Source organism: Polaromonas sp. (assembly GCF_039932935.1).
Classification (GTDB): Bacteria; Pseudomonadota; Gammaproteobacteria; order Burkholderiales; family Burkholderiaceae_C; genus Polaromonas.
Window position 1 is genome coordinate 1 of the sequence record NZ_JBDTPB010000031.1, and the last position, 12,948, is coordinate 12,948.

Annotated in this window: 9 protein-coding genes, 1 tRNA gene and 3 pseudogenes; 12 read left to right on the plus strand and 1 reads right to left on the minus strand. The window is 61.5% G+C overall.

Annotation, left to right across the window (positions count from 1 at the left end; translation table 11 throughout):
- The 11 genes and pseudogenes from ABI546_RS04515 to ABI546_RS04565 form a co-directional block, all read left to right on the plus strand.
- A pseudogene (locus tag ABI546_RS04515) lies at positions 1 to 884 on the plus strand (DNA-directed RNA polymerase subunit beta'); the annotation flags it as partial.
- 288 nt (positions 885 to 1,172) lie between these two features.
- On the plus strand, positions 1,173 to 1,766 hold the full coding sequence (locus ABI546_RS04520) for a LemA family protein (RefSeq protein ID WP_348044538.1): 594 nt from the start codon (positions 1,173 to 1,175) through the stop codon (positions 1,764 to 1,766).
- A 255-nt stretch (positions 1,767 to 2,021) separates the two neighbouring features.
- Entirely contained in the window at positions 2,022 to 3,026 is a 1,005-nt protein-coding gene (locus tag ABI546_RS04525; protein ID WP_348044540.1) for a M48 family metalloprotease, read from the plus strand.
- Between the two features lie 160 nt (positions 3,027 to 3,186).
- Positions 3,187 to 3,549, plus strand: a complete 363-nt coding sequence (locus ABI546_RS04530; protein ID WP_348044542.1) for a c-type cytochrome — start codon at positions 3,187 to 3,189, stop codon at positions 3,547 to 3,549.
- A 12-nt stretch (positions 3,550 to 3,561) separates the two neighbouring features.
- A complete protein-coding gene (locus ABI546_RS04535) occupies positions 3,562 to 4,872 on the plus strand; it encodes an FCSD flavin-binding domain-containing protein (protein ID WP_348044544.1) in 1,311 nt (436 codons plus the stop codon).
- Positions 4,873 to 5,044: 172 nt separating this feature from the next.
- Positions 5,045 to 6,445: a 16S rRNA (cytosine(967)-C(5))-methyltransferase RsmB gene (rsmB, locus tag ABI546_RS04540; RefSeq protein ID WP_348044546.1), complete on the plus strand. Its 1,401-nt coding sequence runs from the start codon at positions 5,045 to 5,047 to the stop codon at positions 6,443 to 6,445.
- Positions 6,426 to 7,085 (plus strand): DUF4390 domain-containing protein, encoded by a 660-nt coding sequence (locus ABI546_RS04545; protein WP_348044548.1) that lies wholly within the window; start codon positions 6,426 to 6,428, stop codon positions 7,083 to 7,085. The genes rsmB and ABI546_RS04545 overlap by 20 nt, the downstream gene beginning before the upstream one ends.
- Positions 7,082 to 9,388 carry an ATP-binding protein gene (locus ABI546_RS04550; protein ID WP_348044550.1) on the plus strand — a complete coding sequence of 769 codons (2,307 nt, stop codon included), beginning with the start codon at positions 7,082 to 7,084 and terminating at the stop codon, positions 9,386 to 9,388. Before ABI546_RS04545 ends, ABI546_RS04550 begins: the two co-directional genes overlap by 4 nt.
- A 67-nt stretch (positions 9,389 to 9,455) precedes the next feature.
- Complete coding sequence (locus ABI546_RS04555) at positions 9,456 to 10,139, plus strand: response regulator (protein ID WP_348044552.1); 684 nt, start codon at positions 9,456 to 9,458, stop codon at positions 10,137 to 10,139.
- A 58-nt stretch (positions 10,140 to 10,197) separates the two neighbouring features.
- Positions 10,198 to 10,273, plus strand: a tRNA-Phe gene (locus tag ABI546_RS04560).
- Positions 10,274 to 10,456: 183 nt separating this feature from the next.
- Positions 10,457 to 10,603 (plus strand): annotated as a pseudogene (locus ABI546_RS04565) (DUF3363 domain-containing protein); the annotation flags it as partial.
- Between the two features lie 77 nt (positions 10,604 to 10,680).
- Here ABI546_RS04565 and ABI546_RS04570 read toward each other — a convergent pair.
- A pseudogene (locus tag ABI546_RS04570) lies at positions 10,681 to 11,802 on the minus strand (IS3 family transposase); the annotation flags it as partial.
- A gap of 39 nt (positions 11,803 to 11,841) precedes the next feature.
- On the opposite strand from ABI546_RS04570, the gene ABI546_RS04575 reads away from it, so the two are divergent.
- Entirely contained in the window at positions 11,842 to 12,813 is a 972-nt protein-coding gene (locus ABI546_RS04575) for an IS5 family transposase (protein ID WP_348044554.1), read from the plus strand.
- Positions 12,814 to 12,948: the final 135 nt, after the last annotated feature.

Sequence of the window (12,948 nt, forward strand, 5' to 3'; positions counted from 1 at the left end):
ACGTGGGCCCCGGCGAAGTGCTGGCCCGTATCCCGATCGAAGGCCAGAAGACCCGTGACATTACCGGCGGTCTGCCGCGTGTTGCCGAGCTGTTCGAAGCCCGTACGCCAAAAGACAAGGGCACACTGGCCGAAATGACGGGTACCGTGTCCTTCGGTAAAGAGACCAAAGGCAAGGTTCGTCTGCAGATCACCGATCCTGAAGGCAAGGTCTGGGAAGACCTGGTTCCGAAGGAAAAGAACATCCTGGTGCACGAAGGCCAGGTGGTCAACAAGGGCGAAAGCATTGTGGACGGCCCAGCCGACCCGCAAGACATCCTGCGCCTGCTGGGCATGGAAGAGCTGGCCCGCTACATCGTCGACGAAGTGCAGGACGTTTACCGTCTGCAGGGCGTGAAGATCAACGACAAGCACATCGAAGTGATTGTTCGTCAGATGCTGCGCCGTGTTGTCGTCGAGAACGTGGGTGACTCCAGCTACATCGCCGGTGAGCAGGTCGAGCGTTCCGTCATTCTTGATGCGAACGACGCACTGCGCGCCGATGGCAAGATTCCAGCCGTGTTCACCAACCTGTTGCTCGGTATCACCAAGGCGTCGCTGTCGACCGATTCGTTCATCTCTGCGGCTTCCTTCCAGGAAACCACCCGCGTGCTCACCGAGGCTGCCATCATGGGCAAGCGCGACGAGCTGCGTGGCCTGAAAGAGAACGTGATTGTCGGCCGCCTGATCCCTGCCGGCACAGGTATGGCGTACCACGAGGCGCGCAAGGCCAAGGACCAGATGGACGACGCCGAGCGCCGCGCCATTGCTGAAGCCGAAGCGGCTGAGCTGGAAGCCATGCCCGCCGCAGCGGAAGCTGGTAGCGAAGGCGCCGCTTCCGAGTAAGCTGCTCCGCACTCGCGCCCTGACAGGCGCAAGGCCCCATGCCCGCGAGGGTGTGGGGCCTTTTTTATTTCTGCCTGGCCGCGTGGCGTTCGCGTACGTGAGGTGTTTGACTGAATACGGTGTCTGCCCTTTCCGGATGAGCGCAACCAGCTATCAAAAGAATAGCAAAATGCCGACTGACCGGTTTGCATCAGCTTGTCGCCATGGCCTAAAACCAGTTAATCTCGCGGCAGCCGCCTGAGCAGACGTTCGGGCAAGTTGTCAGTCATGTTTGCATCGAGGACTCCCATGCCCCTTAGCACCCTTGTTTTCATCGCCGTGTTTGCCTTGCTGGTTTTTTGGGCCGTGGGCGCCTACAACCGGCTGGTCCGCCTGAAGAACATCATTGCCAATGCGTTCGGCCAAATCGACGTGCAACTCAAACGCCGCTATGACCTGATCCCCAATCTGGTCGAGGCCGCCAAAAAATACCTGCAACATGAGCAGAGCACGCTCGAAGCGGTGATGCTTGCGCGCAATCAGGCGCGCACGGCCAGCGATGCGGTGCGCAGCCGACCCGCCAATGCCGGCGCGGTGGTGGCATTGGCCGCCGCCGAGCAGTCACTGGACGGTAGCCTGGGGCGCCTTTTTGCCGTCGCCGAAGCCTACCCCGAACTCAAGGCCGACCAGACCATCCGTGAACTCAGCGAGGAGCTCACCAGCACTGAAAACAAGGTCGGTTTTGCCCGCCAGGCTTACAACGATGCCGTGCTGGACTACAACAATGCGCAGGGGCAGTTTCCCGCGCTGCTGATTGCCCGCACGTTTGGGTTTGCGCCTTCGGCCATGCTGCGGTCGACGGAAACGCCGGTCGAGCGGCAGGCGGTTCGGATACAGCTCTAGAAATGGGGGCTCCCACGCTTGTCACTGCGTGTACTGCGCGAGGCCTTGCAGGCCGCCGCTCGCCAGAGGCTTCGTTTCTGTCGCCTGTCCAAACCTGCTCAAGCAGGTTCGGAGCCGCAGGCTCCAGCCCCAAGGGGGCCGCTGCGCCTGCGGCCCGGCGAAGCCGGTTCCGCGGCCCTGGCTGGTTTGAACCCTCCGCACGTCTTCCTGAACGCTCTGATGCATCGAAGGCTGAGATGATCCGAGAGATGGCTAATGCGTTTTTTTGAACGGCAGGAAACTGCGCGCGCCCAGACACTCCGTCTGTTGGCGCTACTTGGCCTGACGGTGCTGGGGCTGGTGCTGGCTGTCAATGCGGCGCTGGCGCTTACGTGGCGGCTGGTCGCCCCCGGCTTCAGCGGCTATCCGGCCTACTTCTTTGCGGTCAACACCGGCGTGACCTTACTGTTCGTGTTTGGCGGCTGGTGGCTGGAAACCTCGGTGCTGAAAGGCGGCGGTGAGAAGCTGGCACGCCGTGCTGGAGCCAGAGAAGCCTGGCCGGCCAGCCGCGAGTCCGAGCAAAGGCTGTGCAACATCGTGAGCGAGCTGGCCATTGCCGCCAGCATGCGGCCGCCTCTTGCCATGGTGCTTGACCGCGAAGAATGCATCAACGCTTTTGCTGCCGGCTGGGATGAGGGAGATGCGGTGGTGGCGGTCACTCGCGGCGCGCTCGACTACCTGACCCGCGACGAACTGCAGGGTTTGGTGGCGCATGAGTTCAGCCATCTGCGCGAGGGCGACACGCGGTTGAACATGCGGCTGGCGGGCATGGTGTTCGGGCTTGAAATGATCTTCAACCTTGGGCGCAGCATGTGCGGTCAAGACGGCAACGGCAGGCGTTCTCTCCTCGCCGTGCCGGGCTTTGCCATCATGACCACCGGCTCCCTGGGATGGCTTGCAGGGCGCGCACTGAAAGCTGCGGTGTCACGTCAGCGCGAGTTCCTGGCCGATGCGCGCGCCGTGCAGTTCACGCGCAGCAAAGAAGGCCTGGGCGGCGTGCTGCGCAAGGTCGTGGGCCAGCAGGAGCGGGGGCTTGCGCCGCGCAATGCCCACCCGGCCGTGCAGCACATGTTGCTGGTGGGCACCGGTGTCGACAGCCACTGGTTCGCCAGTCACCCACCGCTGGCCGAGCGAATTCGCTGCATCTATGGCCGTTCGATGGAAGCGCTTCCCACACAACGCGACGATGAAATGCCGACGCGGCCGGACGCCATTTTTTGACGCGCTGTGGCCGAAGATGACTTGCCAATAAGTGCATCGCCAATGGTTTGAACGGGGCGACTCAATCCTTGCCCAAGTACTGGATACTCCCTATAGGGTGCCAGGAGCACCGCGTTAAATTGTCAGCCGAAGCAGGTAGCCCCAAATGACAGGAGAACCCATGAAAACCTCACGCCTTGCCATGCCCGCGGGCTTCAAGCAATTTGCACTGCCTTTGCTCTGCTTCGCGTTCAGCGCCGGAGCGCAGGCGCAGGCGCAGGCGCAGAGCGTCGGAACACAGGAAGCGCTCTATGCCAGAAGCCTGGCGGCCACGTGTGCCAACTGTCACGGCACCGATGGCAAAGCGGCGAAAGGTTCAGCGTTGACTTCGCTGGCCGGCCTCGACAAGGGCTATATCGTCGCGCAAATGAAGGCCTTCAAGGCCGGCACGCGGCCGGCCACTGTGATGCATCAGATCAGCAAAGGTTTCAACGATGCGCAGATCGAATCGCTGGCCACCTACTTTTCTGCCCAAAAGAAGTAAGGAGAAGACACCATGAACACGCCTCTTCGCACCGCCTCGTTGGCGGGCTTCAAACGCCGCTCTTTCCTGCAGTCAAGCGCAGCCCTCGGCCTGCTGGGCATGGCGGGTTGCGCCACAACCTCGATCCCTTCCAAAGCCAAAGTCGTGGTGATAGGCGGCGGCTACGGTGGCGCCACCGCCGCCAAATACGTCCGGCTGCTGTCGGACCACAAGATCGACGTGGTGTTGATCGAACCGCAGGACGCCTTTATTTCCTGCCCCATCTCCAATCTGGTGCTCAGCGGTGGCAAGCAGATGGCAGACCTGACCACGTCGTATGCGGGCTTATCGCGCAACCACGGCATCACGGTGGTGAAGGACTATGCCAGCGCCATCGACACCGCGAAGAAAACCGTCACGCTTGCGGGCGGCGCCACCATCGCCTATGACAAGCTGGTGATTTCACCGGGCGTGGAGCTCATGTTTGGCAGCATCGAAGGGCTCAAGGACGCCAACACCTCCGGCCAGGTACTGCAGGCCTGGAAGGCCGGTGCGGAAACCGTGGCATTGCGCCGCCAGCTCGAGGCCATGCCCGATGGCGGTGTCTACGCCATCACTATTCCGGAAGCGCCTTATCGCTGCCCCCCCGGCCCCTACGAGCGCGCCTCCGTGATCGCGGGCTATTTCAAGGCGGCCAAGCCCCGCAGCAAGGTGCTGATTCTGGATGCCAATCCCGATGTCACCTCCAAAGGGCCGCTTTTCAAAAAGGTGTGGGCCGAGCAATACAAGGGTATCGTCGAATACCGCGGCCAGCACAAGGCCACGTCGGTTGATGCGAAGGCCGGCATTATCAAGTTCGATGTGCAGGACGACGTCAAGGCCAACGTGCTCAATGTGCTGCCCGCCATGCGCGCCGGCACGATTGCCGTGCAGGCGGGCCTGAACAACCAGGCCAACAACCGCTGGTGCGGGGTCAATTACCTGACTTTCGAATCCACCGCCGCAAAAGATGTTCACGTGCTCGGCGACTCCATTCAGGTCGCGCCAGCCATGCCCAAGAGCGGCCACATGGCCAACAACCACGGCAAGGTCGCCGCCGCCGCCATCGTGGCCCAGCTGTCCGGCTGGGACGTCAACCCGGCGCCCATGCTGACCAACACTTGCTACAGCTTTGTCGACAACAAGAGCGTGATTCATGTGGCCAGCGTGCACGAGTACGTAGCAGCCGAGAAAACCTTCAAAGCAGTTGCGGGCTCCGGCGGCGTTAGCACCGGGCCCACCGAACTCGAAGGCGTCTATGCGCTGAACTGGGCCAGCAATATCTGGGCGGATACGCTTAGTTAGCCCCACGGTCGTTCGCTTCGCGTAACTCCCTGCCCCCGAGGGGCCGCTGCGCCTGCGGTCCGGCAAAGCCGGTCCCGCGGCCCCTGCTTGCAATTCGGGGTAAACGGTGAGAGGGCTTGCGGCTGGTCTAATACGGGATAGCCGCCCGTTTTGGGCGACATTCGTGAGCCTAATGCAAGACAACTCGACCCAACAAGTCCCCTTGTGGCGCCAACTTCAGGGCGCTGCTTCCCTTTTAATGGCCGTGCGTGACGGCCAGTCCATGACCGCCGCCCTCGAAGACGTGGATGCTGCGTTGCGGCCCGGCGTCCAGGCGCTGGGTTTTCACACCCTGCGCTGGCTGAGCCGCGCCGAAGCCTTGCGCCAGCAACTGGCCCGCCGCCCGCCGCCGCCTGAGGCCGACGCCTTGCTGTGCGTGGCGCTGGCATTGGCCTGGAATGAAATCGATGTCGGCAGGACGGAGCAGTTTTCCAACGAGCCGCCCCTAGGGAAATCGGCCCCCCCGGGGGCCAGGTACACCGCGCACACCCTTGTGGATCAGGCTGTTGAAGCGGCCAAGCGGGGCGACGCCACGCAGCACCAGGCCAGCTTTATCAACGGCTGCTTGCGTCGGTTCTTACGCGAACGTGACGAGTTGGTGGCGCGCACCGAAAAAAGCCCGCAGGCTGTGTGGAACCATCCACAGTGGTGGATAGACCGGGTGCGCAAGGACCACCCGGAGAATTGGCAAGCCATCTTGCGGGCCAACAACACCCAGGCGTCGCTGATTTTGCGGATTAATGAGCGAAAAACGACTCAGGCCCAATACCAGTGGGCGCTAGCAGCTATCAATATTGAAGCAACCCCTGTCGGCAAACAAGGCGTGATCCTTGCCCATGCGCAGGCCGTGAACTCGCTGCCGGGCTTTGCCGAAGGGCATTTTTCGGTACAGGATGCTGCGGCGCAGCTGGCAGCGCCTCTGCTTCTGGAGGGTTTGAAGGCCGAGGGCGGGGAAACCGGAAGGCTGAAGGTGCTGGATGCGTGTGCTGCCCCGGGCGGCAAAACGGCCCACCTGCTTGAATTCGCCGATTGCGACGTGACAGCGCTGGACATCGACGCTCGCCGCTGTGAGCGCGTCAAGCAGAATCTGCAGCGCCTGGGGCTGCAGGCCGACATCCGCGTCGGGGATGCCGGCCAGCCCGACACTTGGTGGGATGGGCGGGCGTTCGACGCTATCCTGCTGGACGCACCTTGCACGGCCTCAGGCATCGTGCGGCGCCACCCCGATGTGCGCTGGTTGCGCCGGCCGACCGACATCGCGCAACTGGCCGATATTCAGGCCCATTTGCTCAAAATGCTCTGGCCTTTGCTCAAGCCCGGTGGGCGCTTGCTTTACTGCACCTGCTCGGTTTTTCGCGCGGAGGGCGACAACCAGGTGCAAACGTTTCTTACGCACCACACCGATGCCCTATTACGGCCCTCGCCGGGGCATTTGCTGCCTCAAAGTGGCGCCCAAGCGACGGTCTTCCCGGACAATTTGATGCGTGAGCACGACGGTTTTTATTACGCACTCCTTGAAAAACGCGGCAGCTGATTGCCGGCGCGCCGTGGGCGGCGCAGTGCGTGTTCTGCTTGCCCTGTGCCTTTGCCTTGTGCTGGGCGTGCCTGGGCAAGTGTCGGCGACTGAAATCACACAGCTGCGCGTTGAGCGCGGCGATGACGGTGTTCACCTGTCCGCCCTGGTGCGGTTTGAACTTCCCGCAGTGGTGGAAGACGCCCTGCTCAAGGGGATTCCGCTCTTTTTCGTGGTCGAAGCTGACATTTACCGCGACCGCTGGTACTGGACGGACCCGCGTGTCGTTAGCGCGGCGCGCACCATTCGGCTGGCCTACCAGCCCTTGACACGCCGCTGGCGCGTCAACATCGCTTCAGGCCTCATTACCAGCTCTGGAGGCCTGCGTGCCACGTTGAACCAGAATTACGAAACCCTTTCCGAAGCACTTTCAGCCATCCAGCGTGTGGCACGCTGGAAAATCGCCGAGGCAGCCGAGATCGATCCCGAGGCCGTTCACAAGCTCGACTTCAGTTTCAGGCTGGACCTGACACAGCTGCCACGCCCCTTCCAGATCGGTGTAGCGGGCCAGAAAGACTGGACGATTTCCGCGCAGGTCCGGGAGCGGTTGAAGCTGGAGCCCGCCACACCTGCGGCCGCCAGCGTTGAGGGCACCAAGTGAGCCTGACAGTCAGTGGAGGCTCCCTCAGGAGCAGCAAGGCTTTTCGCTGGACTGTCGGTGTGGGTGTCGGGGCCATCGCGGCATTGGGCCTGGTGTTGATGTTCCTGCTGACGCAGGCCACCGGCAACCGGGAGCTTTACGAGCGCAACTACGCGCTCCTCTTCGTGCTCAATGTGGCCGTGGCCGGCCTGTTGCTGCTGGTCATCGGGTGGATCGTGTTGCGCCTTGCGGTGCGGCTGTACCGGGGCCGCTTCGGCAGCCGGCTGCTGGTCAAGCTGGCCGCCATCTTCGCGCTGGTGGGCCTCATGCCGGGGCTGATGATTTACGTGGTGTCGTACCAGTTCGTGTCGCGTTCCATCGAAAGCTGGTTCGACGTCGAAGTCGAAGGCGCATTGGCGGCCGGGCTGAACCTGGGCCGCGCCACGTTGGACACCTTGGCCGCCGACCTTGGCAACAAGACGCGGCAGGCTGCCACCCAAATCGCGGAGACGCCCGAGGCCATGGCGGGCCTGGCGCTGGAACGCCTCCGCGACCAGCTTCAGGCAAGCGACGTGGTGCTCTGGAGCTCCTCAGGCCAGGTGATCGCCAGCGCAGGCGAATCGCGCTTTCTGCTCAAACCCGAACGTCCCTCGGTTCAGCAGCTGCGCACGGCGCGTACGCAGCGTGTCGTGACGCAGATTGAAGGCCTTGATGAGGTGGTGTCGGCCGGCAACGGCGAGCTGACCACGGGCGGCCCGCCGGGCACGGCGCCGGGGTCAACAGCTCGCGTCAAGGCGATTGCGGTGGTGAACAATCCCAATGTGAACGTGCTGGGCGATTCGCGCTTTTTGCAGGTGACCCAGTTGCTGCCTGATAGTCTGGTGGCCAACGCGGTGGCCGTTCAGGAGGCCAATCGCGAGTACCAGGAGCGCGCTCTGGCGCGCGGCGGTCTGCGAAAAATGTACATAGGCACGCTCACGCTCAGCCTTTTTCTCGCCGTGTTCGGTGCTGTGCTGCTGGCCGTTGTGCTGGGCAACCAGCTGGCCAAGCCGCTGCTGGTGCTGGCAGAAGGCGTGCGCCAGGTGGCGCAGGGCGACCTGACACCCAAGGCCGCATTGCAGGGCAAGGACGAACTGGGCGGCCTCACACGTTCATTTGCCGACATGACGCAGCAACTGTCCGATGCCCGCTCGGCCGTGCAGCAAAGCATGAGCCAGGTCGACGCTGCGCGCGCCAATCTGCAAACCATTCTGGACAACCTCACCGCCGGCGTCATCGTGCTCGATGTGCGTGGCCGCATCCAGTCGAGCAACCCGGGCGCCACGCGCATCCTGCGCGCGCCGCTGGCTGTGTACCACGGGAAATCGCTGGGCGAAGTGCCGGGGCTGGGCGGTTTTGCCAAAGACGTGCTGGCCCAGTTTACCGATTACCTCAGCGACGGCGCGCCGCACGGGCTTGAGCATTGGCAGCAGTCTTTTGAACTCAACGCGGCCGTACCGGGCGCACCAGACCATGCCATCACCTTGATCGCACGCGGGGCCAAGATGCCGGGCACCGAAGAGTTTTTACTTGTGTTCGACGACGTGTCTGAAATGGTGTCGGCCCAGCGTGCACAGGCCTGGGGTGAGGTGGCTCGCCGCCTGGCCCACGAGATCAAGAATCCGCTCACACCTATTCAACTGTCGGCAGAGCGCCTTGAGATGAAACTCACCGGAAAGGTCGGAGAGTCGGAGCAGTTGCTGCTCACCAAGTCCGTCAAAACCATCGTGGACCAGGTCGATGCCATGAAGCGGCTTGTCAATGAATTCCGCGACTATGCCAGGCTGCCAGCCGCGGAACTGAAGCCGGTCGACCTGAACGCGCTGGTCAGCGACGTGATGCAGCTCTACCTCAGTGATGGCCACAGCGAACTGCGCAGCGGCAGCGCCGCCGTTCCGGTGGTCGCCGAGCTGGACCCCAATGCACCCAAAATCCAGGGTGACGACCAGCAACTGCGCCAGGTCATTCATAACCTGCTGCAAAACGCCCAGGACGCTCAAGAGGGCAAAGAAGGCGGGCGCGTCACGCTCAAAACAGAGTATTCCGACACGTCAAAGCGCGTACGGTTAACCGTGCGCGACAACGGAACAGGTTTTCCGGAACACATCCTCAAGCGTGCATTCGAGCCCTACGTCACCACCAAGGTCAAAGGCACGGGCCTGGGTCTCGCAGTGGTCAAAAAAATTGCAGATGAGCATGGCGCGCGTGTTGATATTTCCAATCGCGTTACGGATGGTTTGGTGCAGGGTGCGCAAGTGTCGTTATCATTTGCAGTTGTGGCGTAGCAACACATTCAGTAACACTTCGATATCCGCACGGCATCGCAAATAACAGGCAGGCAGCAATTCAATCATGGCAAATATTCTGGTGGTCGACGACGAGCTGGGCATACGCGACCTTCTCTCAGAAATTCTCAATGACGAAGGACATCAGGTCGAGCTCGCCGAGAACGCCGCGCAGGCGCGCGCCGCTCGTGGCCGCTCCAGGCCGGACCTCGTGCTGCTGGACATCTGGATGCCCGACACTGACGGCGTGACACTGCTCAAGGAGTGGTCCTCCAGCGGCCTTCTGACGATGCCCGTCATCATGATGAGCGGTCACGCCACGATCGACACGGCGGTGGAGGCCACCAAGATTGGCGCCATGGCATTTCTGGAAAAGCCCATTACGCTGCAAAAGCTTTTGAAAGCGGTGGAGCAGGGGCTTACCAAGACCGCCCCGCGCAAACCTGCCGCGTTGAGCAACAACAGCCCAGCGACTCATACAGCCGACATGACGGTTGAAGCGGTGATGACGGGCGGGACCTTGCCTGTGCCCGTTGACCTGGGGCCGCAAGCCACACAAAGTTTCCTGCTCGAAAAGCCGCTGCGCGATGCGCGCGACGAATTTGAAAAGGCCTATTTCGAATTTCACCTCGCCAAGGAGGGCGGTTCCATGACCCGCGTGGCGGAAAAAACCGGCCTTGAGCGCACCCACCTCTACCGAAAATTGAAGCAGCTCGGCGTGGATCTCACGCGAGGCAAACGCGGCGCCTGATAGAGGCAGCAGCAAGCCTGCAGGGCACTCCCGAAGCTGATATATAATGTGAGGCTCAGGCCCGGTAGCTCAGTCGGTAGAGCAGAGGATTGAAAATCCTTGTGTCGGTGGTTCGATTCCGCCCCAGGCCACCAGATATGCAAGCCCTTGATTCTTAACGGACTCAAGGGCTTTTTCAATTCCGGAACGTCGCTGGCCCCTTGGTTTGGTACACCAAGTAGGCCACTCTGGCAACTTCGAAACTCCCAAGACTGGGCCGCAAAATCGCCCGCCGCCTTTTATGGCTCAGCCGGCACTCACCCCTCTTCCGGGGTCTATCATTGCTCAATGATGGTATGGGGTTCAGCCTGGTTCCCTGGCGGCCCGTCTTGGAGTCACGGTTGGGGCAGAGCGTGACGGCTGCGGTACGTGGCAATGCCGTGTCCTGGGAGCTTGCAAGGTCCCGGGTGCCAGCGATTTCATGACAGAGCACTGTCTGCCAGGGTGTTGAATTCCATCGAAATCTGACCCATTGGGGGTGCGGATATTAACTTGGACTGGTTTATGCCGTAAGTCCAAGACTCTCTCGGTATTCGATGGGACTAAGAGAGCCAAGAGATATCTTGATCCGCTTCTCGTTGTACCAGCGGATGTATGAGTCTAGTATTTGAATGAACTGCTCAATGGTTGTGGTCCTCCAGTCCCGAGGATAGAACAGTTCCGTTTTCAGCCGTCCGAAGAAGCCCTCGCACGCCGCGTTGTCAGGCGAACACCCCTTGCGCGACATTGATCGAATCAACTTCGCGTCGCCGATCCTCGATAGCCAACCGGGCCAGCGATAGTGTGCTCCACGATCAGAGTGGACGACCGGCCGGTCGTTGGTATCGACCACCGTCTCGATGGCTGCATCCAGCATCGTGTTGACCAGCTCAGCGTCGGGATGTGTCCCAATGGTCCAGCTGATGACCAGGCCATCGAAGCAGTCGATGATGGGCGACAGGTACACCTTGCCGGCCGGGATCTGGAACTCTGTGATGTCGGTGAGCCACTTCTCGTTCGGGGCCGCTGCGTGGAAGTCGCGATTGATGAGGTTCTCGGGCGCTGGGCTGATTTCGCCCAGGTAGGAGCCGTACCGACGCCGCTTGGGCTTGGCAACGACCAGGCTCTCTTGCTTCATCAACCGCTGCACGACCTTCTCGGAGATGGTGACGCACTGCCTGGTCAACGACGCCTGCAGCCTGCGGTAGCCGTAACAGCGGTGGTTCAGCTCGAAGATGTCGGCGAGGGTTTGCCGCACTGCAAGGTACTTGTCTGCCACCTTTGCACGGGCTCGATGGTAGAAGTACGAGCTGCGCGCCAGATCCAACTGAGCCAGGAGCTCTGGCAGGGCATAGCGCTCTTTGAGGGCGTCAACCAGCAATGTCTTCTCCCGGTTGGTCAGGAGTTGCAGATCGACGCCCAGGCCTTTTTTTACGATTTCATTGGCCTTCTTCAAGAGATCGCGTTCGAGCTGCAGTTGCCGGATGTCGCGTTGTAGTGATTCGAGCTGGCGCTCCAGCTCCGCCCGTTCTGGCACTGGCGGTGAGTTGTTGCTGTGTTTCATGGATGCGGGAGCCTCACGGCCAAGTAGCTGGTTCTTCCAGTTGTACAGCGTCGGCCTGCATACGCCTAAGGCAATGCTGATTAAGGTCCACGACGTGCGAAGCTCAAGCGTTACACGACGATGAAACAACAGACCCTTGCCATGGCCGCCGACCAATCGGGCTACGAGCAATACCGTAAGCCCACGCGGCGAGATGAGTTTCTGGCGACCATGGAGGCGATCGTGCCGTGGTCAGCACTGTGCGAAGTCATCGAACCGCACTACCCCAAGGCAGGCAATGGTCGCCCGCCCATAGGCCTGGAGCGCATGCTGCGCATTCATTTCATTCAGCACTGGTTCAACCTGGCAGACCTGTCCTGTGAGGAAGCCCTCTACGACAGCGCCAGCCTGCGCCGCTTTGCAGGCATTGATCTGGGCTGCGAACCTGTGCCCGATGCCACCACGATGCTGAAGTTTCGTAGATTGCTCAATGAACACAAGCTTGGTGAAGCCCTGTTCGCCAAGGTAGGGCAAGAACTTCAGGCCCGGGGCTTCAAGGTCAACACCGGCACTATCGTGGATGCCACCATCATCGGCGCGCCCAGTTCGACCAAGAACGCGGACAAGGCGCGCGATCCCGAGATGCATCAGACTCGCAAGGGCAAGCAATGGTATTTCGGTATGAAGCTGCACATCGGGGTGGACAGCCAGAGCGGGCTGACCCACAGCGCCGTGGTGACGCCAGCCAATGTGCATGACAAGCATCCGTTGCCCGACTTGCTGCACGGCAATGAGCGACGGGTGTACGGTGACTCGGCCTATGCCAGCCAAAAGAAGCTGATCGAAGGCAAGGCGCCCGAAGCCAGGGACTTCACCAACCAGCGCACCAAGCGCAACGGCGTCGTGGACGAGGCAGTCAAAGCGAAGAACCGCAACAAGTCACGCATCCGCGCGCGTGTGGAGCACGTGTTCGGCGTGGTCAAGCGGCTGTGGGGCTTTGGCAAAGTGCGCTACCGGGGGCTGGCCAAGAATGCCACACGTGCATTCACGGCCCTGGCACTGGCCAACATCTACTTGAGCCGATCAAGGCTGATTGCACAGGTGCGCCCATGAGCAAGGCAATCGGTCAGAAAAGCCCAGCAACCAGGCTCGATCGGCCACAGGAAAGGTCGATTGGCGACATGTTGAACCGAAATCGATCCGCATCAACCCGAGCCGGTGCTTTGACGGGCCTTATTCAGCGTAGCC